Here is a 26,255-nt window from a genome sequence, read left to right as displayed (position 1 = left end):
CTGGTAGCACCATGGCTACATTCGGAACCCTCTCTGATCGGCTCGCCGATACCTTCAAGAACCTCCGCACGAAGGGCAAGCTCTCGGCGGCCGACGTCGACGGCACCGTGCGCGAGATCCGGCGCGCCCTGCTCGACGCCGACGTCGCGCTCGACGTCGTCAAGGAGTTCACGGGCAAGGTGCGCGAGCGGGCCCTCGGCGACGAGGTCAACAAGGCGCTGAACCCGGCCCAGCAGGTCGTGCAGATTGTCAACGAGGAGCTCGTGCAGATCCTCGGTGGCCAGCAGCGCCGCCTCGAGTTCGCGAAGAAGCCACCGACCGTCATCATGCTGGCCGGCCTCCAGGGTGCCGGTAAGACCACGCTCGCGGGCAAGCTCGCCAAGTGGCTCGTGAAGGACGGCCACACGCCGCTCCTGGTCGCGAGCGACCTGCAGCGCCCCAACGCCGTCACGCAGCTCCAGGTCGTCGGTGAGCAGGCCGGCGTTCCCGTCTTCGCCCCCGAACCCGGCAACGGCGTCGGCAACCCCGTCAAGGTCGCCAAGGACGGCGTGAAGTTCGCCGTCCAGAAGCAGTACGACACCGTCATCGTCGACACCGCTGGTCGTCTCGGCGTCGATGCCGAGCTCATGAAGCAGGCCGGCGACATCCGCAAGGCGATCGACCCCGACGAGGTGCTGTTCGTCATCGACGCGATGATCGGCCAGGACGCCGTCGCCACGGCGAAGGCGTTCCAGGACGGCGTCGACTTCACCGGCGTCGTGCTCTCGAAGCTCGACGGTGACGCGCGCGGTGGTGCTGCGCTCTCGGTCGCCTCCGTCACAGGACGACCCATCATCTTCGCGTCCACGGGTGAGGGCCTCGACGACTTCGAGCCGTTCCACCCCGACCGCATGGCGAGCCGAATCCTCGACCTCGGTGACATCCTCACGCTCATCGAGCAGGCGCAGGGCGCCTTCGACGAGGAGGAGGCCCGCAAGGTCGCCGAGAAGTTCGCGACAGACACCTTCACGCTCGACGACTTCCTCAGCCAGATGCAGCAGCTGCGCAACATGGGCTCCATCAAGAAGATGATGGGCATGCTGCCGGGTGCCGGCGCCATGAAGCAGCAGCTCGACAACTTCGACGAGAAGGAGATCGTGCGCACCGAGGCGATCATCCAGTCGATGACCAAGAAGGAGCGGGTCAACCCCAAGCTCCTCAACGGCTCGCGGCGTCTGCGCATCGCCAAGGGCTCCGGCATGACCGTGACCGACGTCAACCAGCTCGTCAGCCGCTTCGAGCAGGCGGCGAAGATGATGAAGACCGTGGCCAAGGGTGGCGTTCCGAACGTTCCCGGCATGGGTCCGATCCCCGGCGCCGGCTTCACGGGCGGCCGCGGCAAGCAGCAGCCCAAGAAGAAGGGCTCGAAGTCGGGCAACCCGGCCAAGCGGGCCGCAGAGAACGCTGCGCTCGCCTCGGGGACCAAGTCGGCGACGGATGCCGCGGCATCCGGAGGCTCGGGCTTCGGCCTCGGCGGCGGCAAGACGCCTGCCGCCGCTCCGACCGCCGAGGAGATGGCGGCGCTCACCAAGTTCCTGCGCTAGCCGTTCCGGCTGCGGATCTCCCGACGCCCCATCAGGCCGGAAGGCCTGGTGGGGCGTCGTCGTCCTCGCGCACGCGTACGGTGCGGTGGGTGTCGAGGGCGATCACGCCGCCGAGGATCGCCACGGCGAGCGAGATGGAACCCAGGGCATCCGTCGGCCAGTGATACCCGAGGTAGATGCGGCTGATGGACAGCACGGCGATCACCGCCGCCGCGACGACGAAGGCGATCTCGGTGGTCCGGCGGCTTTTCCGACGCGAGAACACCAGATAGGTGGTCAGCAGCACGAAGTCTGCCGCCCCGAGCACGTGGCCCGATGGGAACGAGAACGTGTGGTCGGGGCCGAACAGCATCTCCTCGACCGGCGGTCTAGGTCGCTCGACCAGCGGGGCGATGATCAGCGCGAGGATCACGCCGGTCAACATGCCCCCGGCGAGCAGCAGGGGGCGCCAGGCATGCTTCGCGAGGATGCCCCAGGTGACAGTGGTGATCAGGATGATGATGGGCATGGCGACGGGCCCGAAAGCGACGGCGAGCACGATCATCACCTGCGTCAGGACCGGCGAGCGCTCACCCTTGGCCCACTGGGCGAACGGTTCGTCGATCACGGAGACTCCGCCGCGCAGTTTCACGCTGAGCAGGATGATCGTGAACAGGGCCAGTCCCACGATCACCAGGAGCAGCGCCGTGCGCATCAGTGCGTGGCGGTCGCGAGCCTCGACGTAGCGGACCTCGACGATGAACCTCTCGTGCAGGTCGCGCAGGCGGTTCCGCTGCTTCTCGACCCGCGTGCTCACGGCTGTCCGCCGTCGGGCTCGCGCATGTCCTGTGTGCTCATCATGGTCCTTGCTGCCGGGTGCTGAATCCCACACTGTATCCGCCCGCGAGCGTTGCGCCAGCCCCCTTGCCGACCCGACGCGCCCCCTAGGCTGGTCTGATGACAGCAGCCACAGATGCCAGAGATCGTTCCGTCCGTATCGGTGTCCAGGTGCAGCCGCAGCACGCCCACTACGCGAAGATCCGCGACACCGTGTCGGAGCTCGAGGATCTCGGCGTCGACATCCTGTTCAACTGGGATCACTTCTACCCGCTGAGCGGTGCGGCCGACGGCGAGCACTACGAATCGTGGACCATGCTCGCCGCCTGGGCCGAGCAGACCAGCCGCGTCGAGATCGGCGCCCTCGTCAACTGCAACAGCTACCGCAACGCCGACCTGCAGGCCGACATGGCCCGCACCATCGACAACATCAGCGACGGTCGCTTCATCTTCGGCACGGGCGCCGGCTGGTTCGAGCGCGACTACGACGAGTACGGCTACGAGTTCGGCACCCCGGGCACCCGCATCAAGGCGCTCGGAGAGGCACTCCCTCGCATCGAGGAGCGCTGGACCAAGCTCAACCCGGCGCCGGTGCGCGACATCCCCATCCTGATCGGCGGCGGGGGAGAGAAGAAGACCCTCCGCATCGTCGCCCAGCACGCCGACGTCTGGCACAGCTTCTCCGACCCGGCGACCCTCGAGCACAAACTCGGCGTGCTCGACGAGCACTGCGTCGTGGTCGGTCGCGACCCGCACGAGATCGAGATCTCCATCGAGCTCCGGCGCCAGAGCGACGCCGACGTCGAGGCTCTCCACGGCCTCGGCGCCCGCCTCTTCACCCTCGGTATCAGTGGGCCCGACTACGACCTCGAGCCCGTGCGCCGGTGGCTCGCCTGGCGGGACCGCACGAACGCCTGATCCCCACGAGCGGCATCCGGTGCCGCCTCCCCATGAATCGAAAACCGAGCAACGTTCGCTTACAGACCTGTAAGTCTCTAGAGTGGACAGCACCCACGGCGTCGTGCGCCGTTCGACAAGAAAGTGACCTCCCATGACCACGGGCAACGCCGACTACCGCGACTCCGGCCTCGACTTCCCAGCCGACTTCCTGTTCGGCTCCGCGACGGCCTCGTACCAGATCGAGGGGGCCGCCACCGAAGACGGTCGTGGCCCGTCGATCTGGGACACCTTCAGCCACACCCCCGGCAAGGTCTGGAACGGCGACACCGGTGACGTGGCCGACGACCACTACCACCGCCTCGACGAGGACCTCGACCTCATGAAGAGCCTGGGCCTCGAGGCGTACAGGTTCTCGATCGCGTGGCCGCGCATCCAGCCGACCGGTCGGAGCGAGGCCAACGAGGCCGGCCTGGCGTTCTACGAGCGCCTCGTCGACGGCCTGATCAGCCGCGGCATCCGCCCCATCGCGACTCTCTACCACTGGGACCTGCCGCAGTCCCTCGAGGACGAGGGCGGCTGGACCAACCGAGCCACGGCGTACGCCTTCGCCGACTACGCCCGCATCGTGGGGGAGCGCCTCGGGGATCGCATCGAGGTGTGGACGACGCTCAATGAGCCGTGGTGCTCCGCCTACCTCGGCTACGGATCGGGGGCGCACGCTCCCGGGATCATGGACGGCGAGTCGTCGCTCGCCGCCGTCCACCACCTGAACCTCGCCCACGGCCTCGCGATCACCGCCCTGCAGGACGTCGTCACCAACGACCCCGGCTTCTCGATCACGCTCAACCTGCACGTCATCCGCCCCGTCGGGGAGACCGGCGCCGAGGCGGCCCGCCGCATCGACGGCCTCGCCAATCGCGTCTTCCTCGGCCCGCTCCTGCACGGCGAGTACCCCGCCGACGTCATCGAGGACACGAAGGACGTCACGGACTGGTCCTTCGTGCAGGAGGGCGACACGGCCATCATCAACCAGCCGATCTCGGTGCTGGGCGTCAACTACTACTCCACCGTCACAGTGCAGATGTGGGATGGCGTGAGCGAGCGGGTGAACGCCGACGGCCACAAGGACATGGGCGGCTCGCCCTGGCCCGGCTCGCGCGACGTCGAGTTCCTGGCGCAGGAGGGGCCGTACACCGAGATGGGCTGGAACATCGACCCGTCGGGTCTGGAGGAGCTGCTGGTGTCGCTGCACGACGAGTTCCCCGACCTGCCCCTCATGGTCACCGAGAACGGCGCGGCGTTCGACGACGTCGTCACCGAGGAGGCCGACGGCCCGGCCGTGCACGACATCGACCGCACCGACTACCTGCGTCGCCACTTCACCGCTGCCCACCGTGCCATGCAGCGCGGGGTCGACCTGCGCGGCTACCAGGTCTGGTCGCTCCTGGACAACTTCGAGTGGGGCTACGGCTACTCCAAGCGCTTCGGCATCGTGCGGGTCGACTTCGACACCCTCGAGCGCCTGCCGAAGGACTCGGCGAAGTGGTACTCGGAGCTCATCAGGACCCGCAGACTGCCCGAGACCCCGGGGGCGTACTGAGCAGCAGCAACCGGACACCGAGCCTCGCTACGATGAGCCGAATGACGACGAGCGACCCCGAGACCAGTGACCCCGAGACGAGCGATCCAGCCCTGAGCCTCTCCGTTCCGAAGGATGCCGCCTGGCAGCACCAGTACCCCTACAGCGAGAAGATGTCGCGCCGGGAGTACGAGAAGCAGAAGCGGCGCCTGCAGATCGAACTGTTGAAGCTTCAGGCCTGGGTCAAGGACACCGACCAGAAGATCGTGATCCTGTTCGAGGGTCGTGACGCCGCGGGGAAGGGCGGGTCGATCAAGCGCTTCACCGAGCACCTCAACCCCCGTGGTGCCCGAGTCGTCGCCCTTGCGGTGCCGACCGAGCGTGAGCGGCGGCAGTGGTACTTCCAGCGCTACGTCGAGCACCTGCCCACGGGCGGCGAGATCGTGCTGTTCGACCGCTCCTGGTACAACCGGGCCGGCGTCGAGCATGTGATGGGCTACTGCTCGCCGCAGGAGTACGCGGAGTTCATCCGCTCCACTCCCGAGTTCGAACGGATGCTGGTGCTGAGCGAGGTGAGCCTCATCAAGTTCTGGTTCTCCGTCGGCCGCGAGGAGCAGCGCGTGAGGTTCGCCTCGCGCAGCGACGACGCCGTCAAGCAGTGGAAGCTCTCGCCGACGGACCTCGCGAGCCTCGACAAGTGGGACGACTACTCGGAGGCGAAGGAGGCCATGTTCGCCGCGACGGATACACCGCACGCACCGTGGACCGTGGTCAAGTCCAACGACAAGAAGCGGGCCCGCATCGAGGCGATGCGCTGGGTCCTCTCGCGCTTCGACTACCCGGGCAAGGATGCGGACATCGTCGGAGTTCCCGACCCGCTCGTCATCGGCAGCCCGTCCGTCGTCTACGACGAGGGCGAGACCCCGATCGCGCCGCCCGAGGTGGCCTGAGGGACGTCCCTGTCGTCAACCGACCGGCAGTGGCCGGCCCGCGCGCATCTCGCGCACGAGGTGCTCGACGACCTTCGTCAGGTCGCCACCCGAGGCCTCGGCGACGGCCAGCTGGCGCTGGTAGCTACCGCCCGCATCCAGCACCTCGATCACCTGACCGAGTTCCTCGGTGCAGTCGAGCCGCTCGGCGATCGGCATCAGGGCCTCGACCAGCTCGCGCAGGTCGTCGGTGACCAGCCGCTCGCGGCCCGACGCGTCGAGGATGATCTCGGCGTCGAGGCCGTAGCGGGCCGCACGCCACTTGTTCTCGCGGGTGTACCAGGGCTGCAGCCACGCGAGGGTCTCGCCGTTGTCGAGCCGCTCGCTCATCCACTCCACGAGGCACTGGATGAGCGCCGCGAGGGCGCCGAGCTCCAGCGTCGTCGGCACGCCGTCGCAGGCGCGCGTCTCGAGGGTTCCCCACTTCGGAGAGGGGCGGATGTCGGTGCGCACCTCGCTGTCGTCGTCGATGACGCCGGTGACGACCATGTCGTCGACGAACCGCTCGTAGGCGGCCCAGTCCTCGAACTGCCACGGGAGGCCGGCGGTGGGCAGTTGCTGGAACATCAGCGCGCGGTTCGAGGCGTAGCCCGTGTCGACGCCGGCCCAGAACGGACTCGACGCCGAGAGCGCCTGCAGGTGCGGGATGTAGCTGAGCAGGGCACCGAGGATCGGGATGGCCTTGTCGCGCGACTCGATTCCGACGTGAACGTGCACGCCCCAGATCATCATGTTGCGACCCCAGTACTGCGTGCGGTCGATGAGGCGGTGGTAGCGCTCCTTGTCGGTGACCTGCTGGTCGTACCACTGGCTGAACGGATGCGACCCGGCGCACATGAGATCCGCACCGAACGGCTCGGCTGCAGTGCGCACCTCGTCGACGAGCTCGCCCATCTGCGCGACGGCCCCTCCGATGGTGTCGTGCACGCCCGAGACGATCTCGACGGTGTTGAGCAGCAACTCCGTGGTGATGTGCGGGTGGTGCTCCTCGTCGGCGGGACGCACGGCCTCGAGTACCTGGGGGGCCACGCCGGTGAGTTCACCGCTGCCCTTGTCGACGAGCGCGAGCTCCCACTCGATGCCGACGGTCGAGCGTTCCGATCGGGCGAAACTGATGTGCACGCGTCAGCCGTTCTCTCTTCGGGCCACCGGTGTGGCGAGCCGCCTGTCGGCCATCCTTTCAGTTCGTCGCCCGGACGGGGGCCGTGACACTTCGGCCGCCGCCGAACTGTGCGAGGCATACGCTCGAGACATGGTCACTGACACCGCCGATTCCGGAACGCGCGTCTCGGCGCTCACCCTCGTGGCGATCGCCGTGACGGTGCTGGCATGGGCATCCGCCTTCGTGGTGATCCGAGCCGTCGGAGCGCACTTCTCCCCGGGTGCCCTCACCCTGGGCCGACTGCTGGTCGGATCCATCGTGCTCGGCATCGTCCTGCTCGCCCGGCGCGGCTGGGTGCGCCCGTCAGTGCGTGACTGGCTGCTCCTCATCGGCTGCGGGATCTCCTGGTTCGCCGTGTACAACATCGCGCTCAACGCCGCGGAGCTCGAACTCGACGCCGGCACGACGGCGATGCTGGTGAACGTCGGCCCCATCCTCATCGCCGTGCTGGCCGGAACGGTGCTGCGCGAGGGGATCCCGCCCTGGCTCATCGGTGGTGCGGTGGTGTCCCTCGTCGGTGTGGTGCTCATCTCGATCGGCAGCCAGGGCGTCGCCGTCGGAAGCGGCTGGGGCATCGCGCTCTGCCTCCTCGCCGCCGTGAGCTACGCCATCGGCGTCATCCTGCAGAAGGTCGTGCTGCGACGCCTCCCGGCGCTCCAGGTCACCTGGATCGCGTGCACGGTGGGAGCCGTCGTGTGCCTGCCGTTCCTCGCGCAGCTCGTGGGGGAGACCGTCGCCGCACCCGCCACCTCAGTCTGGGGCGTGGTCTATCTCGGCGCGGTGCCCACGGCTCTCGCATTCACCACCTGGGCGTACGCCCTCAGCCGCATGCCGGCGGGCCGGCTCGGCGTGACGACCTACCTGGTGCCGCCGCTCACGATCGTGATCGCCTGGGCCTTCCTCGCCGAGGTGCCCGCGCCGCTCCAGGTGGTCGGCGGTGTCGTCTGCCTGGTCGGGGTGGCACTCTCACGGATGCCGTCCCGGCGGCGGTCGGTGCCGGCATGACGACCGCCGCGGTAGCCGCAGCCGATGTCGCCGCCGTCGCGTCGCTGCTCGGCGATCCCACCCGCGCGGCGTTCTGCCTCGCCCTGCTCGACGGCCGGGCATGGACGGCGGGGGAGCTGGCGCGCCTCGCAGGCGTGAGCCCGGCGACGGCGAGCGGGCATCTCGATCGACTCGTGCGTGGCGGACTGCTGGCGGAGGAACGGCAGGGGCGCCACCGCTACGTTCGTCTTGCGGGGCCGGATGCTGCTCACGTCGTCGAGGTGCTGGCCTCGAGCACGCGCCCCGCAGCGCCTCGGAACTCCTACGCGGCCGTACGGGCAGGGGCAGGTCTGGCCGCAGCGCGCACGTGCTACGACCACCTGGCCGGACGCCTCGGCGTCGGGGTGCTCGACGCCCTCGACCAGCGCGACTACGTCAGCCGCGCCGACGGCATCGCCATGACGGCGTCCGGAGCCGTCTGGCTGGCGTCGCTGGGGGTCGACGTCGACGGCATCCGTCGCGCCCATCGACCCGTCGTGCGTCTGTGCCTCGACTGGACCGAACGCCGGTCGCACCTGGCCGGGGGAGTCGGTGCCGCGCTGGCCGCGGTCTTCTTCGAGCGCGATTGGATCCGCCGGGCCGACGGACGTGCGATCACGGTGACGGATGCGGGTCGCACGGGCCTGCAACGTGAGCTCGGGCTGGCGATCGGCTGAGCATCCGGAGCCGATTACCCGTTACGGCCGGAATCTGCGAGAATGGTCAATCGAGTTCCTTTTCCGCCCGACCCTCTAATCAGGCCTCTGGAACTCCCCTTGAACCTTTGCCGAGTGTGCACCCCACGCTCACGGCTGTCAGTTCGCCCAACCTCATAGAACACACAGGAGAATTGTGGCTGTCAAGATTCGTCTCAAGCGCCTCGGAAAGATCCGCGCACCCTACTACCGCATCGTCGTCGCCGACTCGCGCACCAAGCGCGATGGTCGCGTGATCGAGGAGATCGGCAAGTACCACCCCACCGAGGAGCCCTCGTTCATCGAGGTCGACTCCGCGCGTGCGCAGTACTGGCTCAGCGTCGGCGCCCAGCCGACCGAGCAGGTCGCCGCGCTCCTCAAGCTCACCGGCGACTGGGGCACCTTCAAGGGTGACAAGAACGCCAAGAGCACCGTCAAGGTGAAGGAGCCCAAGGCTGCCTTCGTCGCCGACGAGAAGAAGAAGCCGGTCCTCAAGCCCAAGGCCGAGAAGCCGGCCGCCAAGGCCGAGGCTCCCGCCGACGAGGCCGTCGAGGCTGCAACGGACGAGCAGGCCTAGTCTTGCTCGCTCCCGCCGTCGAGCACCTGGTCAAGGGGATCGTCGATCACCCTGATGACGTCCAGGTGCTCACCAAGAACACCCCGCGTGGCGAGATCCTCGAGGTTCGTGTGAACCCCGAGGACCTCGGTCGCGTGATCGGTCGTGCCGGTCGTACCGCGAAGGCGGTGCGTACCCTCGTCACCGCCCTCGCGGACGGTCGGCGGGTTCGCGTCGACGTCGTCGACACCGACTCGGCGCGGTGAACGCCGACGCGCAGAAGCGCACGCAACTGAGAGTCGGTCGCCTGCTGAAGGCGCACGGACTCAAGGGCGCGATCAAGCTCGAGCTCTACACGGACGCCCCGGAACGACGCTTCGTTCCGGGCGCCGTGTTCAGCCTGCAGGTGCCGCCCGGAACGCCGTGGCACGGCAAGTCGATCGAGCTCATCGAACTCCGCTGGTACAACCAGCACCCCGTCGGGTTCTTCAAGGACGTGCCCGATCGCACCGCAGCAGAGGCTCTCGCCAAGGCCATCCTCTGGGTCGACCAGGATCCCACTGAACTGACTGGTGAGGAAGACGCCTGGTACGACCACCAGCTCGTCGGCCTCGACGTCGTGCGCGACGGCGTGAAGGTGGGCCTCGTCGCCCGCATCGACCACCTGCCTGCCCAGGACCTCATCATCGTCAAGACCACGACGGGCGAGGTCATGGTGCCCTTCGTCTCGGCCATCGTGCCGTCCGTCGATCTCACGACCGGTGTCGTCACGGTGACTCCTCCGCTCGGCCTCTTCGAGGAGATCCCCGACGACGACGCTCCCGATGCCGCCGCCGCTCCGGATGCCGTGGCCGACGCCGCCGAGTCCGAGGCCGCATCCGACACCGCGTCGCCCGACGCAGCCTCGCCCGACGCAGCTCCCTCCGAGAACTGATCCCTTCCGCGTGAGTCGCGCTCCCGCGGTCGTCCCGGCGTTCGACGCCGTGATCGTCGCGGGTGGGCGCGCCCATCGCCTTCACGGCGCGTCGAAGCCGGCGCTGCTCTGGAACGGGCGCAGCCTCCGTGACCGCAGCCTCGCCGCCGTCGGCTCGGCCCGCGCCATCGTGTGGGTGGGCGACGGCGACGCCGGGCTCGATCCCCGGGTGATCGTCACGCGCGAGCGGCCGCTCTACGGTGGCCCGGCAGCGGCTCTCGCCGCCGGACTCGCCGCGTTGCCGCATCCGCTCGCCCCGATGATCGTGGTGATCGCCGTCGACCTTCCCCGCATCGAGGAGGCCGTCGCGGCGCTGCTCAGCGCTGTCGCGGTCGCCGACGCCGACGTCGACGTCGACGACGGTGACGGCACAGCCCGGAGCCGCGACGGCGTGATCGGCGTCGATGCCGCCGGCTTCCGCCAACCCCTGCTCGCGGCCTACCGCTCCGAGGCGCTGGAGAGCGCCGTGCGCTCTCACGCCGATCCGATCGACGGATCGTCGCTGCGCCGCCTGATCCGCGACCTGCGGCTGCGGGAGATCGCGCTGCCCGACGGCGTCACGGCCGACATCGATACGCCCGAGGATGCCGCGTACCATGGCATCGCCCTGCCGCACGAGACCGAGGAGCACACGCCATGACGAACACCCCCGACGGCCTCGACGACTGGGTGCGCCGTGTCTCCGCCCGCCTCGACGCCGACGGTTCGTCCTTGGGCGACCTCGAGGTGGAGATCCCGGTGCTGCTCGACCTGGCTCGGGATGCCGCCCACGGCGTCGCCCGCCCGGCCGCGCCGGTGACGACCTTCCTGCTCGGTTATGCGGCGGGCCGGACCGGTGCCGACGCCGCCGAGGTGCGCCGACTGGCCACGCTGCTCGCCGAGCTCGCGGGCCCCGGCGAGACCGAGTGAGCTCCTCCTCGCCGAGCTGGCACGAGGCCCGCGCTCGCTCCGTATCCCTCGGGGCGGAGCGGATGCTGCCTTCGCTGCCTGCAGCCATCAGCGACGTCGTCGGCCTCACCTCGGCGGCCGACGCCCTCGCCGTCGTCTCGCTCCCGATCGCCGACATCAGCGCCATGGACGGGTGGGCTATCGCCGGAGACGGACCGTGGCGTGTCGGCGACCCGGTGCGGATGGGCGCGAACTCACCCGGCGACGCGCTCCGACCCGGCCACGCCCGACCCGTGACGACAGGGGCTGTCGTGCCGCCGGGCTCGCGCGCCGTCCTGCGCAGCGAGCACGGAGCCACCGTGCGCGACGCGGCCGGTGCCGAGGCGTTATCGCTGAACGATTCCGGTCGTGCCGCGGGCGACCCGCCCGCCGGCCGCCATATCCGTCGCGCAGGGGAGGAGATCGCTGCGGACGAACTGTTGTGGGCTGCCGGCACCGTCCTCACCCCGGCTCACGTGGCCTTCGGGGCCGTCTCGGGACTCGACACCCTCGAGGTGCGCCGACTCGCCCGCGCCAGGCTCGTCGTGACGGGCGACGAGGTGATCACCGCCGGCGTTCCTCGCCGAGGCGAGGTGCGCGACGCCTACACGCCCGTCTTCTCGAGCCTGCTGCCGATGCTGGGGCTGTCGCTGGACTCCGGTCACCATGCGACGGACTCCCATGCCGCCGTGTCCGATGCGCTGCAGCACTCCGACGAAGCCGATCTCGTCATCACGACCGGGGGCACCTCACGCGGCTCGGGCGACTGGGTGCGCCACGCCGTCGAGGACGCCGGGGGAGTCATCGTCGTCGACGGCGTCCGGATGCGGCCGGGTCATCCCGTGCTCCTGGCGCGCCTGGCCGATGGCCGACCGTTGCTCGCGCTCCCCGGCAACCCGCTCGCAGCGCTGGTGTGCCTGCTGAGCTTCGCGCCCGCGCTCGTCGCCGGCATGACCGGGGGAGCGCTGGCGCAGCTCGAGCCCCTGCTGGAGCTCGACGTGGAGCCGATCGAGCACGACACCCGCATCATCCCGTTCCACCGCGAGAACGGACGGGCGGTCGCTACCTCGTGGCGCGGCTCCGCGATGCTGAGGGGCCTGTCGGAGGCCGATGGCCTCGCCGTCGTCGCCCCGCAGGATGCACCGGCTCCGACAGTGATGCTCCCGCTGCCGTGGGCGCTGGCCGCGCGCCGCTGACGTCCCAGCGCCAGGTGGGCTCAGACCGCGGCCGACGTCGTGCCGCCTGTCGCCTCGAGGTGCACCAGCAGGTCGGCGATTCGACCCTTGCAGCCGCCGCATCCGGTGCCCGCACGGGTGTCCTTGCCGATGCAGGCCACGGTCGTATTGCCGCAGGCGGCCGAATCGGCGATGTGCGCGACGGTGACGCCGTTGCACCAGCACACGGTGGCACCCGGTGCGAAGACGTCGCTGTCGAGCGCCGGGGTGTAGTCGGGGCCGTCGAAGCGCAGCAGCACCGAGCGGTCGGCCGGAAGCTCCGCTCCCCGCTCGTAGAGCAGCGTGAGCTCGGCGGCGGTGCGGGGCATGCCCACGCAGACGAAGGCCGTCAGCACCCCGCTCCGGGTGATGAGCTTCGCGTAGCTGCCGTTCTCGGGATCGGCCCACTGCGCGACACGCTGCGGGCCTCGCGGGTCGTCGAGGTCGTCGGCGTACTGCGGATCCCACGGTTCGGCCGAGACGTCGCCGATGGCGACGACGTCGATGCCCTCGGCCTTGAGCATGACGAGGGCGTCACGTTCAGCCGGCGCGGCCGGGTCGGCGAGCAGGCCCGCAGCCTCGGCCCTCAGCTGCGCCGCCAACCAGGCGGCCTGACGCCAGCCCGAACCGATCAGTCCGGTCGGCGCGCCCGGCAGCACGGCGAGCTCCGCGGCTTCTGCCGTGCGCGGCACGACGTGCGCGCAGTCGCCGATCGCCGAGATGGCCGGGTCGCTCCAGCTGCGGAGGTCCGCGTCGACAACGATGCCGGCCGCCGTTTGGAGACCGGCGAGGGTGGCCAGTTCGGTGCGTGCTCCGACCCCGCAGGAGAGCACGAGCAGGTCGCCGCGGATCTGCTTTCCGTCGGCCGTGATGAGGGCGTCGAAGCTGCGGTCGCCGGTCTCGTGCTCGTGGAAGCTCACGGCCTCGGCCCGGCTGTGCTCGACGACGCTCACCCCGGCTCGACGCAGGGCCGCCTGCAGCACGCGCCCGCCACCCCTGTCGAGGTTGCGCGGCATCGGGATGTCGCCGTGGTGCACGACGCAGGCTTGGGCTCCCGCCTGCGTCGCCGCCAGAGCCAGCTCGAGTCCGAGCACGCCGGCGCCCAGCACCACGATGCGGCCACCGGCCCGCACCGTGCGCGCGATGCGCTCGGCGTCGGCGAGGTCGCGTAACACGGTGATGCCCGTCGGCAGGTCGTCGTCGCGGCCGACGAGTGCCGGCCCGTACTTCTCCAGGTGCGTCAGGTCGCGCTGTGGCTTCGCGACACCGTCGAGCGTCGGGATGTTCGCGCGGGCGCCGGTGGCCAGCACGAGCCTGTCATAGCCGACACGCTCACCGGTGTCGAGGACGACCTGGGCCGCCGCGGTGTCGATGGCGACGGCGGTCGTTCCCGTGAGCACCCTGACGCCGGATGCCGCAGCCCCGCCCCTGTCGGCGACGATGATGCTCTCCAGGTCGGTGTGACCGACGGCGAGCTCTGCCACGAGAACGCGATTGTAGGCATCCGTCGTCTCGGCGCCGATCACGGTCAGCTCGACCGAGCCGTCGCGGACGGACGGGAGCATCTCGTCGACGAAGCGCGACCCGACGGGACCGTAGCCGATCAGCACGACCCTCACAGAGCCACCTCGAGCGTGGCACGGGCGTCGACGGTCTCGAGCACGGGGCGCACGAGCACGGCGCTCTTCTTGAACTCCGGCATGCCGGAGATCGGGTCGACGGCATCGAGGGTGAGTACGTTCGCCGATTCGTCGGCCGGGAAGTGGAACGGCAGGAACACGGTGTCGGGGCGGATGTCGACGCTGAGTCGTGCCCGACAGCGCACGATTCCGCGCCCGTTCACCACCTCGACGACGGCGTCGTCGTCGATGCCGAGGCGGGCTGCCGTCGCCGGGTGCAGCTGCAGCCTGGCGTGCGGCTGGGCCGCGGCGAGCTCGGGCACCCGTCGGGTCTGCGCACCCGATTGGTAGTGCTCGAGCAGCCGGCCTGTGATGAGCGTCAGTCCGCCGTCGACGTTCAGCGGTTCGGCCGGAGGCGTGGGAGCGACGGCGACGATGCGTGCCAGGCCATCGGGATGGCCGAAGCTCTGGGCGAACAGGCGCGGTGTTCCGACCGACCCGCGCGGGTAGGGCCAGAAAGCGGCTTCTCCGGCGTCGAGCAGGGCGTAGTCGATGCCCGAGTAGTCGGCGATGCCGCCCTCCGAGGCCAGCCGCAGCTCCTCGAACACGGCTTCGGGGTCGGTGTGGAAGGTCGACGGGGCGTCGAGTCGATCGGCAAGTTCGTGCAGCACCCACAGTTCGTCGCGCACGCCGGGCGGGGCGGAGACGGCTCGGCGACGGCGCAGTACGCGACCCTCGAGCGAGGTGATGGTCCCCTCCTCCTCGGCCCACTGCGTGACGGGAAGCACGACGTCGGCGAGAGCCGCCGTCTCGGAGAGGAAGAAGTCGCAGACCACGAGGAAGTCGAGGGCGGCGAGGCCTGCCGCCACCCGGGCCGCGTTCGGTGCCGAGACGACCACGTTCGAGCCGTGCACGAGGAAGGCGCGGATGCCGTCGGGCTGCCCGAGCGACTGCAGCAGCTGCACCGCCGGCAGGCCGGGCCCGGGGATGATCGCCGGGTCGACGCCCCAGACGGCGGCGACATGGCGACGGGCCTCCGGGTCGGCGATCTTTCGGTAGCCCGGCAGTTGGTCGGCCTTCTGACCGTGCTCGCGGCCGCCCTGCCCGTTGCCCTGCCCGGTGAGGGTGCCGTAGCCGGAGTGCCGGGACCCCGGGAGCCCCAGCAGCAGGCTCAGGTTGATCGCGGCCGTGGCGGTGTCGGTTCCGTCGACGTGCTGCTCGACTCCGCGCCCGGTGAGGATGTACGTTCCCCGCCCCGAGGCGAGGCGACGGGCGACCTCCCGCAACTGCGGCACGGGAACCCCGGTCTCGGAGGCGACGCGCTCCGGCCACCAGACGCTCACCGACCGACGCAGCTCGGAGAACCCCGTGGTGCGCTCGGCCACGTAGGCCTCGTCCCACAGCCTCTCGGCGATGACGATGTGGATGAGGCCGAGCAGCAGCACCAGGTCGGATCCCGGCGTGGGTTGCACGTGCATGCCCTGGCCATCCTCGGTGAGGCGCACCGTGGCCGTGCGCCTCGGGTCGACGACGATCAGGCCGCCGGCGGCCTGCGCCCCGGTGAGGTGGCCGATGAAGGGCGGCATGGTCTCGGCGACGTTGGTGCCGAGCAGCAGCACGGTCTCGGCGGCGTCGAGGTGCTCGACGGGGAACGGCAGTCCGCGGTCGATGCCGAACGCGCGGGTGCCGGCCGCGGCCGCCGACGACATGCAGAAGCGGCCGTTGTAGTCGATGCGGCTGGTGCCGAGGGCGAGGCGGGCGAACTTGCCGAGGAGGTACGCCTTCTCGTTGGTGAGCCCGCCGCCGCCGAAGACGCCGACCGCATCCGCCCCGTGCAGCCGCCGCGTCTCGCGCAGCCGGTCGGCCACGAGGTCGAGTGCCTCGTCCCACCCGGCCTCCCGGAACGCGCCGTCGGCGCCGCGGATGAGCGGGGCCGTGATGCGGTCGGGGGAGCCGAGCAGGGTCGGAGACGTCCAGCCCTTCGTGCAGAGCCCGCCGCGGTTCGTCGGGAACGCGCGGCCTTCGACGACGGGAACGGCGGGAACGGCATCCGGAGCCGGAACCGTAGTCGGACCCAGAGCCGGAGCTGAAGCCGGCGTCAGCGTCATGGCGCACTGCAGGGCGCAGTACGGGCAGTGCGTCGGGGTGGCCGCGACGGGCAGTGCAGGCATGGAGTCCTCTGGCGTCAGATGCGGTGGGCGGCGAGCGCGGAACCGCGGCGCACGTAGACGGTGTACGTGACGGCGAGCAGCACGACGTAGGCGGCGACGAATCCGTAGAAGGCGTTGGCGTAGCCGCCGGAGGTCGCCTGCGACAGGTTGAGGATCTGCGGCACGAGGAAGCCGCCGTAGGCGCCGATCGCCGAGATCAGGCCCAGGGCCGCCGCAGCCTTGCGCTGCGTCGTGATGCTGGGACCGCCGTGCGCTGCGCCGGCCCGGGCCGCGAACACCGTCGGGATCATCCTGTAGGTGGCACCGTTTCCGACGCCGGTGGCGACGAACAGCAGCAGGAAGCAACCGAGGAAGATCCAGAAGTTGCCGAGGGGCAGCGTCCAGACCACGAGCAGGGCGCCGGCGGCCATGACGGCGAATGCGGTCATCGTGATGCGCGCGCCGCCGAACCTGTCGGCCAGGCGTCCGCCATAGGGCCGGGCGAGCGAGCCGACGAGCGCGCCGAGGAAGGCCAGCGAGATGGCCGCCCCGCCCACGGCGAAGGTCGAGAACTCGGGGAACTGGTCGGCGATGAGCTTCGGGAAGACGCTGGCGAAGCCGATGAACGATCCGAAGGTGCCGATGTAAAGCAACGCCAGCAGCCAGAGGTGCGGTTCGCGGAGGGCCGCGGCCGAACCCGCGAAGTCGGCCTTCGCCGACGACAGGTTGTCCATGTAGCGGTAGGCGCCGAACATCGCGAGCAGGATGAGGGGCACCCACACCCAGCCGGCGAGCGGCAGGTTGAGAGCGGCGCCTGCTCCGATCGTGATGACGATCGGAACGACGAACTGGGCGACGGATGCTCCCAGGTTGCCTCCGGCCGCGTTCAGGCCGAGCGCCCAGCCCTTCTCCCGTTGCGGGTAGAAGTAGGTGATGTTCGACATGGAACTGGCGAAGTTGCCTCCGCCGAATCCGGCGAGGGCCGCGACTCCGAGGAGGACGGCGAAGGGGGTGTCGGGATTGCCGACGACCGTCGCCAGGGCGATGGTCGGCAGCAGCAGGAGACCGGCCGAGATGATGGTCCAGGTGCGGCCGCCCACCTTCGCGACGACGAAGGAGTACGGGAAGCGCAGGGTGGCGCCGACGAGGCTCGGGATCGAGATGAGCCAGAAGATCTCCCCGGTGCTCAGGGTGAAGCCGGCGGCGGGAAGCGCGACGACGACGATGCTCCAGAGCTGCCAGACCACGAAGCCCAGGAACTCGGCGAAGATCGACCACTGCAGGTTGCGGCGCGCGATGGGGCGTCCCGGCCCCGTCCACTGCGCGTCGTCCTCGGGATTCCAGTTGTCGATCCACCGCCCCGGGCGATGGACGAGCTCCGACGACGCGTTGCCGGCGGCGGTACCGGAGTCGATCCCGGTGGGGCTTCCTGTGGGGGCGGTGCCTGTCACTGTGCTCGTCATGGTGATCTCCCGAAGTCTCAAGGCGACGAGGCTCCCCGGCCTCGTGTCTCGACGCTAACGAGCGCGTGTTTCCGCAGGCCGTGCCGGGTGTAAACCCTGCGATACCGGCTTCTCACCGCGCACGGATGCTGCTGTGAGAACTCGATCGGGCGGGAGCACGGGCCGAGCGCCAGGGCCCAGACTCAGACGTCGAGCCTGTACCCGCGCTTCACGACAGTCGCGATGAGTCCCGGCGTCCTCAGCAGCTGACGCAGACGGCTCATGGATACCTCGACGGCGTGCTCGTCGGGAGTGCCCGGCAGCAGCCCGGCGAGGTGGTCGCGTGTCACGACCGACCCGTTCGCGGCGACCAGGGCCCTGAGCAGCACGAGAGCCGTCGGCGCCAGTGGGATGCGGCCGACGGGCAGGTCGACGACGGTGCCGCGGAGCTCCAGCACTCCATGCTGCGTGGTGACGCGCTGGATCCGGTTCTGCTCGAGGTGCTCGCACACCAGCCTGATCAGGGCGCCCATCCTGAATCGGTCGGGCTGGATGGGCTCGATCCCGGCCGCGATCAGCGGCGCGGCAGTCACGGGGCCGACGGCAGCGGCCACGACGGGGCCGCGCAGGGCGTCGACGAGCTGGTCGAGCACGCCCATCTCCTCCGCCCCGTGGAACAGGGCGTTCACCGCCGGCGCGCTGGTGAAGGTGACGCAGTCGAGCTGGGCCGCGCAGACCGCCTCGATGAGCCTCCGCACCCGATCGTCGTTCTGCTCCGGCGGGGTCCAGCGATAGGGGGCGACGGTGAGCACCTCGGCGTGCACGTCGCGCAGGCGCTCGAGTTGGGCGGCGTCGAGGAATCCGTGCATCTGGACGGCGATGGTGAGACCGGTCGGATACTCGTCGAGCACCATGCCGACGAGGGATTCCGTCGTCTCCTGCGGACTCATGCCGGCGTCGTTGAGCCCGGCGGCCCGGATGCCGCCTCGAGCCTTGGGACCGCGCACCAGGATGGCCGTCGACTCGAGTGCCTCGGTGAGCTCGTGTCCGAGACCTGCCGTGTCGGCCACCTCGAACCAGCGACGGATGCCGTACGCCGTCGTCGCCAGCAGCACGTCGGGCTTCGCGGCGATGATGGCGCGGGTGTCTGCGATGACGGGCTCGTCCAGGTGCGCGTTGGTGATCTTGAGCGTCGGGGCGTGGGTGACGACGGCGCCGCGGCGCTCGAGCGCCTCGATGAGGTCGGCCGAGCGGCGATCGCTGGTCACGCCGATGCGGAAGCCCGTCAGCTGGTCCGGGCGGAACCCGGGAACGGCATCCGGGGCATCGGGCATCAGCCGAGCACCGAGAGTCGGCCGGCGCGAGCCATCATCTCCGCAGCGGTCAGGTCACCGGTGTGGGCGAGTCGCACGACCTCTCCCACCACGAGTACCGCGGGGGAGGAGACGCCGGATCGGATGGCCACGCTGACGATGCTACCGAGGTCGGCGATGGTGGTGCGCTGGTCGGGGCTGAAGCCGCGCTCGATGACGGCCACCGGCATCTCGGGGCTCATTCCCTGGCGGAGCAGGCCGGCGCTGAAGTGGGGGAGCGTGTTGACGCCCATGAGCACCACGATGGTGCTGCCGAGGCCGGCGAGGTGGAGCAGTTCGTCGTCGGAGAGCGGTGCGTGGCCGGAGACGACCGTGAACATGCGGCTGACGCCGCGGTGCGTGAGGGGGATGCCCGCCGCCGCAGGCACGGCGATGGCGCTGCTCACGCCCGAGATGACGGTGACCGGGATGCCGGCACGGTGACACGCGAGCACCTCCTCGCTTCCGCGTCCGAAGACGTAGACGTCGCCGCCCTTGAGGCGCACGACGTCGGATCCGGCGAGGGCGTGCTCGACGATGAGCTCCTCGATGCCCGTCTGCGAGACCGGATGATGTCCCGGGGTCTTGCCGACGTCGATGAGCACGGCGTCGGGCGCCAGAGACGCCAGACGGGTGTGGGGAGCGAGCCTGTCGTAGAGCACGACGTCGGCCGTGATCAGGGCCTCGACGGCGCCGACGGTGAGCAGCTCCTCACTGCCGGGACCGCCGCCCACGAGGGTGACGCGGCCGGGTGCGGTTGCGGCATCCGCCATGTCACTCTCCTCGGATCGGAATGCGCGGGCCGCTGAGCACGACCCGTTCCGAGGCTACTTCGTCTGCCCGGGCGGGGCGCGCCTGACCACGTTCCATGACGCGCGCGACGCTCGGGTCGGGGGTGTTCGGCGCGTTCACGAAGCTGCGGAATCGGCGCAGCCTCTCGGGGTCGGCCAGGGTGGCCGCCCACTCGTCCTCGTAGCCGTCGATGTGCTTGGCCATGGCCGCCTCGAGTTCGTCGGCCAGGCCGAGCGAGTCGTTCACGACGACGTCGTAGACGTGCTCGAGTCCGCCCTCGATCTCCTCCATCCAGCGTGCTGTGCGCTGCAGGCGATCGGCGGTGCGGATGTAGTACATCATGTAGCGGTCGATGTACTTGATGAGGGTCTCGTCGTCGAGATCGCTCACGAGCAGCTGGGCGTGAGCGGGCTGGAATCCGCCGTTGCCGCCGACGTACATGTTCCAGCCCTTCTCCGTCGCGATGATGCCGACGTCCTTGCCGCGAGCCTCGGCGCACTCGCGGGCGCAACCCGAGACGCCGAACTTGAACTTGTGCGGGGCGCGGAGGCCCCGGTAGCGCAGTTCGAGCTCGACCGCCATGCCGACGGCGTCCTGCACCCCGTACCGGCACCAGGTCGATCCGACGCAGCTCTTCACGTTGCGCAGGGCCTTGCCGTAGGCCTGACCCGACTCGAAGCCGGCGTCGACGAGCCTGCGCCAGATCTCGGGCAGCTGGTCGAGACGGGCGCCGAACATGTCGATGCGCTGGCCGCCGGTGATCTTCGTGTACAGGCCGTACTCGGTGGCAACAGCTGCGATGACGCCGAGCTTCTCGGGGGTGATCTCGCCGCCCGGGATGCGGGGGACGACCGAGTACGTGCCGTCCTTCTGCATATTGGCCATCGCACGGTCGTTGGTGTCCTGCAGGGTTCCGCGTCCGCCGTCGAGGATGTAGCCGTCGTTCTGGCTGGCCAGGATCGAGCCGACGACGGGCTTGCAGACGTCGCAGCCCCGGCCGGTTCCGAAGCGGCCGATGATCTCGTCGAAGGAGGTGAGCCCGGTGACGCGCACCGACTCGAACAGTTCCTGACGCGAGAGTGCGAAATGCTCGCAGAGGGCGCGGGACACGGCGATGCCCGACTTCGACAGCTCGCTCTCGAGGATCTTCTTGACCAGCGGAACACAGGACCCGCACTGGGTGCCGGCCCGCGAGCAGGCCTTGAGCTCACCCAGGTCGGTGCAGGCGTCGCCGTGCACGCCGTTGACCCAGTCGCGCACGGTCCCGGCTGCGACGTTGTTGCAGGCGCACACGAGGGCCTCGGCGGGCAGCTCGTCGCCGGCCGGCGGTTCCATCCCCGCCGCGGACAGGTAGGCGGCCGGCTCGTTCGACAGCTCGCTGCCGAGCAGGGGGCGCAGCGACGCGTACGGCGATGCGTCTCCGACGAAGATGCCGCCGAGCAGCGTCTTGGCGTCATCCGTCATCACGAGCTTCTGGTACAGCCCTCGGGCCGGATCGGCGTAGACGATCTCGAGGGCGTGCTCGGTGCGGGCGAGAGCGTCGCCGAAGCTCGCGACGTCGACGCCCGAGAGCTTGAGCTTCGTGGCGTCGTCGACGGTGGTGAACTCTGCGGCCCCGCCCAGCAGGCGGTCGGCGACGACCTCGGCCATGGCGTTGGCCGGTGCGACCAGGCCCGTGCAGCGCCCGTCGAACGAGGCGACCTCGCCGATGGCCCAGACCCGCGGATGCGACGAGCGGCAGTCGGTTCCGATGGCCACGCCACCGCGGGGTCCGAGTTCGAGACCGACTGCTGCAGCGAGCTCGTCGCGGGGACTGATGCCGATGGCGAAGATCATGATGTCGACGTCGGCGGACTGCCCACTCGAGAACACCACGCGGGTGACCGCGCCGCTCTCGTCGCTTTCGATGGCGCGCGGGCGCGTACCCAGGTGCAGGGCGATGCCCTGGCTCGAGATGATGCGTCCGAGGGCGCGCCCGGCGCCCTCGTCCAGCTGGGCCGACATGAGCCAGGATCCCGAGTGCACGACGGCGGCATCGGCGCCCCGACGTGCGAGACCACCGGCGGCCTCGAGTCCGAGCAGTCCGCCGCCGGCGACGAGCACTCTCGCCGGGCGGCCGAGGGCCACCGCCAGCCTGTCGACCTCGGCGACCAGCCAGTCGACGTCGTCGATCGTGCGGTAGACCTTGGCCAGCTCGGAGCCCGGGATCTCGGGAACGGGTGCGCTGGAGCCCGTGGCGAAGACGAGGTCGTCCCAGCCGATGGCGCGGCCGGATGCCGTCGTGACGGTTCCGGCTTCGAGATCGATGCTCTCGGCACGCTCGCCGAGAAGCAGCGACACGTGGTCGTCGTCCCAGACGCTCGTCGGCTCCAGCGTGAGGTCGGTCGTTCCGTCGAGCCGCTTGCTCAGCGCCACGCGGTCGTAGGGGAGGTGAGGCTCCTCTGACACGACGGTGACGTGCACCGCGCGCTCGTCGTCTCGGGAGTGCAGGGCGTCGGCCAGACGGTGCGCGGCCGGTCCACCCCCGACGATCACCACTTCGCGCGGCGCGATTGCGTTCTCTGACATGCGGACCTCCCCAGCCTCTGCCGAGAGCCTAGGAAGCCGCCGTTTCCCCGGAACGACCACGATGTAACCGCGAACGAACGTTTCCCGCACCATGATGGAATCGCGGTGTGAGGTCTCTTTCACACAGGGGTAACACCGCGACGAGACTGGGGAAACACAGGGTGCCTAACGTGAGTAGCACCAACCTTTTCGACGGCGGTGGCGCCGGTGGGGATGCGCACCATGAATGCACCGACAGCTCTGGCTGAGCACGAGGCGATCGTGACGGATGTCGGCGCGCCAGGGGCGAGCACGACCGGCCCCTCTTCGACCGACAGCATGACGAGCGTCTGGGAGCCCGCCTGCGCCGTCGCCGACCTGGAGCCGTCGTGGGGTGAGGCCGCCCTGCTGCGGGCCCGCCAGATCGCCCTCTTCCTGGTCTCGGGCGAGGAGATCTACGCCGTCTCCCACCAGGATCCGCACACGGACGCACCCGTCATGGCCCGCGGCATCGTCGGGTCGCGTGGCGAGCGTCCCACCGTGGCGTCGCCCCTGCACAAGGAGGTCTACGACCTCGCGACAGGCGAATGCTTCACCAACCCTGCCCTCGTCCTGCAGACCTTCCGCACGCGGGTGGTCGGCGGCATGATCGAGGTGGAGCTGCCCCTGTGAGCGCGCCGGCCCTTCTCGCCGTGTCTCACGGCACGTCATCGCCCGAGGGCCAGGACGCCGTCGCGCGCCTGGTGGCCGGCGTCGGCGACACGCTGCCCGGTTCGGCCGTGGCCGGCGGGTTCGTCGACGTTCAGCAACCCGACGTTCCCGTATCGCTGTCGTCCCTCGCCGACGGCGTTCCGGCCGTGGTCGTTCCGCTGCTGCTCTCGGCCGGCTACCACGTGCACGTCGACCTCAGACGGGAGATCGCCTCGGATCAGTCCCGCGACACTGTGCTCGCCCCAGCCCTCGGCCCCGACGACAGGCTCGTGGCCGTGCTCGCACAGCGACTGCGCGAGGTCGGCCTGCGGCCGAACGATCGCATCGTGCTCGCGGCGGCGGGCTCCAGCGACGCCCGCGCCGTCGCGGACTGCCGGGAGATGGGACGGCGCCTGGCCGCTGCCCTCGGCCGACCGGTCAACGTCGGCTTCCTGTCGGCCGCGACGCCACGGCTCCCGGATGCCGTCGCCATGGTACGCGCCGTGCATCCGCTCTCACGCGTCGTCGTGAGCACCTACCTGCTGGCCCCCGGCTACTTCGCCGATCTCGTCGGGGACGCCGGCGCCGATGTCGTGACCGCCCCGCTGCTCATCGCAGGGGAGGCGCCGCCCACCGAGCTCGTCGACATCGTGGTCGACCGCTACGACGCCGCCTGCAGGGCAGCGCTCGCGCAGGAGGTCGTCGCGGCCTGAGGCACCGGGACCGACTCGTAGACTCGATCCCATGCGCGTCGACATCGTCACGATCTTCCCGGACTTCTTCGGGGTGCTCGACATCTCGCTGCTGGGCAAGGCCCGCGGCACCGGATTGCTCGACCTGCGCGTGCACGACCTCCGCGACTTCACCCACGATCGGCACCGCACCGTCGACGACACCCCGTACGGCGGCGGGGCCGGCATGGTGATGAAGCCGGAACCGTGGGGCGAGGCCATCGACTCGATCCTGGAGTCGACGGATGCCGCCGACCCGCTGCTCATCGTGCCGTCGCCGGCCGGAACGCGCTTCGTGCAGACCACGGCGCGCGAGCTGGCGGAGGAGGAGCACATCATCTTCGCCTGCGGTCGCTACGAGGGCATCGACCAGCGCGTCGTCGACCACTACTCGGAGCGCATCAGGGTCGAGCTCGTCAGTCTCGGGGACTACGTGCTGAACGGAGGCGAGGTGGCGGTCATGGCCATGGTCGAGGCCGTCGGGCGCCTCATCCCCGGCGTCGTCGGCAATCCGGAGAGCCTCGTCGAGGAGTCGCACGAGGGAGCGCTGCTCGAGTACCCGAGCTACACGAAGCCGTCGGCCTGGCGCGGCCTCGACGTGCCTCCGGTGCTGCTGAGCGGAAACCACGGCGCGATCGAGCGCTGGCGCCACGAGCAGCGCGTCGAGCGCACGCAGCGGGTGCGCCCCGATCTGCTCCCGCCGGCCTGACGCGCTGCCCGCCATCGGGGGCTTCGCGCGCCGTCGGGTGCGGCATCCGGCATCATTCATCAACGCGAAACACACAGGTGCCGTCCGCGAAACACGCTCTGCCTAGTTTCGAGAGCAGGAAGTGCGCGTCTCTCGCGCACACGGCAGTCTCGGGGTGAGTGCGTGGGGGAGTCCGTGGCGCGAGTCGAGGATGATTCCGCCGTGGGCACGGCCGAGACCCTCGTGCTCCTGGCCATCACACACGGAGCCCCATCGCTGGCCAATCGCGCCGGGATCATGCAGCTCGTCGATGCCGTCGCCGAGGCACTCCCGGGACACGACGTCAGCATCGCGTTCCTCGACGTGCAGCACACCGACCTCGCCGAGGCACTCGCCGGTTTCGTGACGGGCGAGCACGCCGTCATCCTGCCGCTCGTGCTCTCCGCGGGCTTCCATATGCGCACGGGCATCGCCAAGGGACTCGAGAGGCTCGAGCGCATCGGCGCCGAGCTGGCAGACGAGCTCGGGCCGGACGACCGCCTGGTGCAGGTTCTGGCCGAGCGGATCGAGGACTCCGGACTCACCGCAGCGGACTCCGTGGTGCTCGCCGCGGCAGGCTCCAGCGACGCGCGTGCTGTGCGCGAATGCTTCGAGACGGGACGCCGTCTCGCCGTGCGACTCGGTCGTCCCGTCACGGTGGGATTCATCGCGGCGGCCATGCCGCGCCTGCACGATGCCATCGACATGGTGCGCGACGTGCATCCGGGAACCCGCGTGGTCGTCGGCACCTACCTGCTGGCGCCGGGCAGCTTCTACGACGCCGCCCTCAACGCCGGCGGCGATGTCGTGGCCGCGCCGCTGCTGCTGCCCGAGCGCGGGGCGCCGGCCGAGCTCGTCGACCTGGTGCTCGACCGCTACAGAGGAGCCACCGAGAGGTGAGGCCGTGGCTCGACGTCGGGTCGAGCAGCCCGCCGAGCCGCCGAGCCTCCGCCCGCGCTGCCGCCGGGCGTCGAGCGTCAGCTGCGTGCTGTGAGGACGACGGGTCCGGCCTCGGTGATCGCCACGGTGTGCTCCATGTGCGCACCGCGCGAGCCGTCGGCGCTGCGCAGTGTCCATCCGTCGGGGTCGGTGAAGATCTTGTCCGTCGTGTGCAGGAACCACGGCTCGATGGCGATGACGAGGCCCGGCTTCAGGGGAAGGCCGCGGCCGGCACGCCCGTTGTTGGGGATGTGCGGGTCGCCGTGCATGGTGCGTCCGACGCCGTGGCCACCGAAGTCGGTGTTGATCGAGAGGCCGTCGGCGAGGGCGACGGCGGCGATGGCGGCCGAGATGTCGCCGAGGCGTCCGCCTGGCTGGGCGGCCGCGATGCCGGCATCCAGAGCCCGGGTCGTCGTGTCGATGAGCCGCAGGTCCTCGTCGCGCGGGGTGCCGACGACCACGGAGATGGCCGAGTCGGTGACCCAGCCGTCGACGGATGCCGCGAAGTCGAGGCTCAGCAGGTCGCCGTCGCGCAGCACGTAGTCGCGGGGGAGCCCGTGCAGTACGGCGTCGTTCACCGAGGTGCAGAGCACCTTTCCGAACGGGCTCGCACCGAACGACGGGTGGTAGTCGATGTAGCACGACTCGGCCCCGGCCCTGCGGATCATGTCATGGGCCAGCTTGTCGAGGGCGAGCAGGTTCACTCCCACCTTCGCTGCGGCGGCCGTCGCCTGCAGCACACTCGCGACGAAGGCTCCTGCGGGGCGCATCTCGTCGATCTCGGTCGGGGTCCTCAGCTCGATCATGGGTCCATTCTTCCCTGTCGGTCAGCCTGAAGCGAACGGCCCT

25 protein-coding genes are annotated in these 26,255 nt (G+C 70.1%); 16 read left to right on the top strand and 9 right to left on the bottom strand.

Annotated elements, in window-relative coordinates:
• Positions 1 to 11: 11 nt before the first annotated feature.
• Positions 12 to 1,583 carry a signal recognition particle protein gene (gene ffh, locus E4M00_RS07765; protein ID WP_056162149.1) on the top strand — a complete coding sequence of 524 codons (1,572 nt, stop codon included), beginning with the start codon at positions 12 to 14 and terminating at the stop codon, positions 1,581 to 1,583.
• A gap of 31 nt (positions 1,584 to 1,614) precedes the next feature.
• Here ffh and E4M00_RS07760 read toward each other — a convergent pair whose 3' ends face one another.
• Positions 1,615 to 2,379, bottom strand: a complete 765-nt coding sequence (locus E4M00_RS07760) for a phosphatase PAP2 family protein (RefSeq protein WP_240036912.1) — start codon at positions 2,377 to 2,379, stop codon at positions 1,615 to 1,617.
• A gap of 140 nt (positions 2,380 to 2,519) precedes the next feature.
• Here E4M00_RS07760 and E4M00_RS07755 point away from each other — a divergent pair, with 140 nt between their 5' ends.
• The 3 genes from E4M00_RS07755 to ppk2 all read left to right on the top strand — a co-directional run bounded on the left by E4M00_RS07755 (position 2,520) and on the right by ppk2 (position 5,828).
• Entirely contained in the window at positions 2,520 to 3,317 is a 798-nt protein-coding gene (locus E4M00_RS07755; RefSeq protein ID WP_135119906.1) for an LLM class F420-dependent oxidoreductase, read from the top strand.
• Positions 3,318 to 3,450: 133 nt separating this feature from the next.
• Positions 3,451 to 4,899: a GH1 family beta-glucosidase gene (locus tag E4M00_RS07750; protein ID WP_135119905.1), complete on the top strand. Its 1,449-nt coding sequence runs from the start codon at positions 3,451 to 3,453 to the stop codon at positions 4,897 to 4,899.
• 32 nt (positions 4,900 to 4,931) lie between these two features.
• A complete protein-coding gene (ppk2, locus tag E4M00_RS07745; protein ID WP_135119904.1) occupies positions 4,932 to 5,828 on the top strand; it encodes a polyphosphate kinase 2 in 897 nt (298 codons plus the stop codon).
• Positions 5,829 to 5,843: 15 nt separating this feature from the next.
• On the opposite strand, the gene E4M00_RS07740 is transcribed toward ppk2, so the two are convergent.
• Positions 5,844 to 6,989, bottom strand: coding sequence for a glutamate--cysteine ligase (locus tag E4M00_RS07740; RefSeq protein WP_135119903.1), 1,146 nt, complete (start codon positions 6,987 to 6,989; stop codon positions 5,844 to 5,846).
• Positions 6,990 to 7,119: 130 nt separating this feature from the next.
• Here E4M00_RS07740 and E4M00_RS07735 point away from each other — a divergent pair, with 130 nt between their 5' ends.
• The 8 genes from E4M00_RS07735 to E4M00_RS07700 all read left to right on the top strand — a co-directional run bounded on the left by E4M00_RS07735 (position 7,120) and on the right by E4M00_RS07700 (position 12,399).
• Complete coding sequence (locus tag E4M00_RS07735) at positions 7,120 to 8,034, top strand: DMT family transporter (RefSeq protein ID WP_135119902.1); 915 nt, start codon at positions 7,120 to 7,122, stop codon at positions 8,032 to 8,034.
• Positions 8,031 to 8,729, top strand: coding sequence for an ArsR/SmtB family transcription factor (locus tag E4M00_RS07730; RefSeq protein WP_135119901.1), 699 nt, complete (start codon positions 8,031 to 8,033; stop codon positions 8,727 to 8,729). The genes E4M00_RS07735 and E4M00_RS07730 overlap by 4 nt, the downstream gene beginning before the upstream one ends.
• A gap of 175 nt (positions 8,730 to 8,904) precedes the next feature.
• Entirely contained in the window at positions 8,905 to 9,324 is a 420-nt protein-coding gene (gene rpsP, locus E4M00_RS07725; RefSeq protein ID WP_056162166.1) for a 30S ribosomal protein S16, read from the top strand.
• A gap of 2 nt (positions 9,325 to 9,326) precedes the next feature.
• Positions 9,327 to 9,569 carry an RNA-binding protein gene (locus E4M00_RS07720; RefSeq protein WP_055819239.1) on the top strand — a complete coding sequence of 81 codons (243 nt, stop codon included), beginning with the start codon at positions 9,327 to 9,329 and terminating at the stop codon, positions 9,567 to 9,569.
• Positions 9,566 to 10,237 carry a ribosome maturation factor RimM gene (gene rimM, locus E4M00_RS07715; protein ID WP_240036910.1) on the top strand — a complete coding sequence of 224 codons (672 nt, stop codon included), beginning with the start codon at positions 9,566 to 9,568 and terminating at the stop codon, positions 10,235 to 10,237. Before E4M00_RS07720 ends, rimM begins: the two co-directional genes overlap by 4 nt.
• Positions 10,238 to 10,247: 10 nt before the next feature.
• Complete coding sequence (gene mobA, locus E4M00_RS07710; protein WP_167756843.1) at positions 10,248 to 10,916, top strand: molybdenum cofactor guanylyltransferase; 669 nt, start codon at positions 10,248 to 10,250, stop codon at positions 10,914 to 10,916.
• Positions 10,913 to 11,185 carry a DUF6457 domain-containing protein gene (locus E4M00_RS07705; protein WP_135119899.1) on the top strand — a complete coding sequence of 91 codons (273 nt, stop codon included), beginning with the start codon at positions 10,913 to 10,915 and terminating at the stop codon, positions 11,183 to 11,185. Before mobA ends, E4M00_RS07705 begins: the two co-directional genes overlap by 4 nt.
• Before the next feature lie 62 nt (positions 11,186 to 11,247).
• Positions 11,248 to 12,399 (top strand): molybdopterin molybdotransferase MoeA, encoded by a 1,152-nt coding sequence (locus E4M00_RS07700; protein WP_135119898.1) that lies wholly within the window; start codon positions 11,248 to 11,250, stop codon positions 12,397 to 12,399.
• A 20-nt stretch (positions 12,400 to 12,419) separates the two neighbouring features.
• Here the strand turns inward: E4M00_RS07700 and E4M00_RS07695 are convergent, their stop codons facing one another.
• The 6 genes from E4M00_RS07695 to nirB all read right to left on the bottom strand — a co-directional run bounded on the left by E4M00_RS07695 (position 12,420) and on the right by nirB (position 22,340).
• Positions 12,420 to 14,036 (bottom strand): FAD-dependent oxidoreductase, encoded by a 1,617-nt coding sequence (locus tag E4M00_RS07695; protein WP_275668171.1) that lies wholly within the window; start codon positions 14,034 to 14,036, stop codon positions 12,420 to 12,422.
• Positions 14,033 to 16,207 (bottom strand): molybdopterin oxidoreductase family protein, encoded by a 2,175-nt coding sequence (locus E4M00_RS07690; RefSeq protein WP_135119897.1) that lies wholly within the window; start codon positions 16,205 to 16,207, stop codon positions 14,033 to 14,035. The genes E4M00_RS07695 and E4M00_RS07690 overlap by 4 nt, the downstream gene beginning before the upstream one ends.
• A 14-nt stretch (positions 16,208 to 16,221) precedes the next feature.
• Positions 16,222 to 17,649, bottom strand: a complete 1,428-nt coding sequence (locus E4M00_RS07685) for an MFS transporter (RefSeq protein WP_135119896.1) — start codon at positions 17,647 to 17,649, stop codon at positions 16,222 to 16,224.
• A 182-nt stretch (positions 17,650 to 17,831) separates the two neighbouring features.
• Positions 17,832 to 18,962 (bottom strand): uroporphyrinogen-III synthase, encoded by a 1,131-nt coding sequence (locus tag E4M00_RS07680; RefSeq protein ID WP_135119895.1) that lies wholly within the window; start codon positions 18,960 to 18,962, stop codon positions 17,832 to 17,834.
• Entirely contained in the window at positions 18,962 to 19,753 is a 792-nt protein-coding gene (gene cobA, locus E4M00_RS07675) for a uroporphyrinogen-III C-methyltransferase (protein WP_135119894.1), read from the bottom strand. The genes E4M00_RS07680 and cobA overlap by 1 nt, the downstream gene beginning before the upstream one ends.
• Before the next feature lies 1 nt (position 19,754).
• A complete protein-coding gene (gene nirB / locus E4M00_RS07670; protein WP_135119892.1) occupies positions 19,755 to 22,340 on the bottom strand; it encodes a nitrite reductase large subunit NirB in 2,586 nt (861 codons plus the stop codon).
• Positions 22,341 to 22,658: 318 nt separating this feature from the next.
• On the opposite strand from nirB, the gene nirD reads away from it, so the two are divergent.
• From nirD to E4M00_RS07650, 4 genes are all read left to right on the top strand, one after another.
• Positions 22,659 to 22,991 carry a nitrite reductase small subunit NirD gene (gene nirD, locus E4M00_RS07665; protein WP_135119982.1) on the top strand — a complete coding sequence of 111 codons (333 nt, stop codon included), beginning with the start codon at positions 22,659 to 22,661 and terminating at the stop codon, positions 22,989 to 22,991.
• Positions 22,988 to 23,722 (top strand): sirohydrochlorin chelatase, encoded by a 735-nt coding sequence (locus tag E4M00_RS07660; protein WP_135119890.1) that lies wholly within the window; start codon positions 22,988 to 22,990, stop codon positions 23,720 to 23,722. The genes nirD and E4M00_RS07660 overlap by 4 nt, the downstream gene beginning before the upstream one ends.
• A 31-nt stretch (positions 23,723 to 23,753) precedes the next feature.
• Positions 23,754 to 24,449, top strand: coding sequence for a tRNA (guanosine(37)-N1)-methyltransferase TrmD (gene trmD / locus E4M00_RS07655; RefSeq protein WP_056162195.1), 696 nt, complete (start codon positions 23,754 to 23,756; stop codon positions 24,447 to 24,449).
• Positions 24,450 to 24,650: 201 nt separating this feature from the next.
• The gene (locus tag E4M00_RS07650) at positions 24,651 to 25,367 is read left to right on the top strand and encodes a sirohydrochlorin chelatase (protein WP_240036909.1); all 717 of its coding nucleotides are present in this window, start codon (positions 24,651 to 24,653) and stop codon (positions 25,365 to 25,367) included.
• Positions 25,368 to 25,444: 77 nt separating this feature from the next.
• Here the strand turns inward: E4M00_RS07650 and map are convergent, their stop codons facing one another.
• The gene (gene map / locus E4M00_RS07645) at positions 25,445 to 26,212 is read right to left on the bottom strand and encodes a type I methionyl aminopeptidase (protein WP_135119888.1); all 768 of its coding nucleotides are present in this window, start codon (positions 26,210 to 26,212) and stop codon (positions 25,445 to 25,447) included.
• Between the last annotated feature and the right edge of the window lie 43 nt (positions 26,213 to 26,255).

This window comes from Orlajensenia leifsoniae, assembly GCF_004570845.1.
Lineage (GTDB): Bacteria > Actinomycetota > Actinomycetes > Actinomycetales > Microbacteriaceae > Orlajensenia > Orlajensenia leifsoniae.
This window is presented reverse-complemented; position numbering and strand designations above follow the sequence as displayed.

Excerpts from the sequence above, each read along its gene's own strand:
- cobA (WP_135119894.1), bottom strand. The coding sequence starts at position 19,753 with ATGGCGGATGCCGCAACCGCACCCGGCCGCGTCACCCTCGTGGGCGGC.
- E4M00_RS07700 (WP_135119898.1), top strand. The coding sequence starts at position 11,248 with ATGCTGCCTTCGCTGCCTGCAGCCATCAGCGACGTCGTCGGCCTCACC.
- E4M00_RS07730 (WP_135119901.1), top strand. The coding sequence starts at position 8,031 with ATGACGACCGCCGCGGTAGCCGCAGCCGATGTCGCCGCCGTCGCGTCG.
- E4M00_RS07680 (WP_135119895.1), bottom strand. The coding sequence starts at position 18,962 with ATGCCCGATGCCCCGGATGCCGTTCCCGGGTTCCGCCCGGACCAGCTG.
- nirB (WP_135119892.1), bottom strand. The coding sequence starts at position 22,340 with ATGTCAGAGAACGCAATCGCGCCGCGCGAAGTGGTGATCGTCGGGGGT.
- map (WP_135119888.1), bottom strand. The coding sequence starts at position 26,212 with ATGATCGAGCTGAGGACCCCGACCGAGATCGACGAGATGCGCCCCGCA.
- nirD (WP_135119982.1), top strand. The coding sequence starts at position 22,659 with ATGACGAGCGTCTGGGAGCCCGCCTGCGCCGTCGCCGACCTGGAGCCG.
- E4M00_RS07705 (WP_135119899.1), top strand. The coding sequence starts at position 10,913 with ATGACGAACACCCCCGACGGCCTCGACGACTGGGTGCGCCGTGTCTCC.
- E4M00_RS07750 (WP_135119905.1), top strand. The coding sequence starts at position 3,451 with ATGACCACGGGCAACGCCGACTACCGCGACTCCGGCCTCGACTTCCCA.
- ppk2 (WP_135119904.1), top strand. The coding sequence starts at position 4,932 with ATGAGCCGAATGACGACGAGCGACCCCGAGACCAGTGACCCCGAGACG.
- E4M00_RS07735 (WP_135119902.1), top strand. The coding sequence starts at position 7,120 with ATGGTCACTGACACCGCCGATTCCGGAACGCGCGTCTCGGCGCTCACC.
- E4M00_RS07755 (WP_135119906.1), top strand. The coding sequence starts at position 2,520 with ATGACAGCAGCCACAGATGCCAGAGATCGTTCCGTCCGTATCGGTGTC.
- trmD (WP_056162195.1), top strand. The coding sequence starts at position 23,754 with ATGCGCGTCGACATCGTCACGATCTTCCCGGACTTCTTCGGGGTGCTC.
- E4M00_RS07690 (WP_135119897.1), bottom strand. The coding sequence starts at position 16,207 with ATGCCTGCACTGCCCGTCGCGGCCACCCCGACGCACTGCCCGTACTGC.
- ffh (WP_056162149.1), top strand. The coding sequence starts at position 12 with ATGGCTACATTCGGAACCCTCTCTGATCGGCTCGCCGATACCTTCAAG.
- E4M00_RS07685 (WP_135119896.1), bottom strand. The coding sequence starts at position 17,649 with ATGACGAGCACAGTGACAGGCACCGCCCCCACAGGAAGCCCCACCGGG.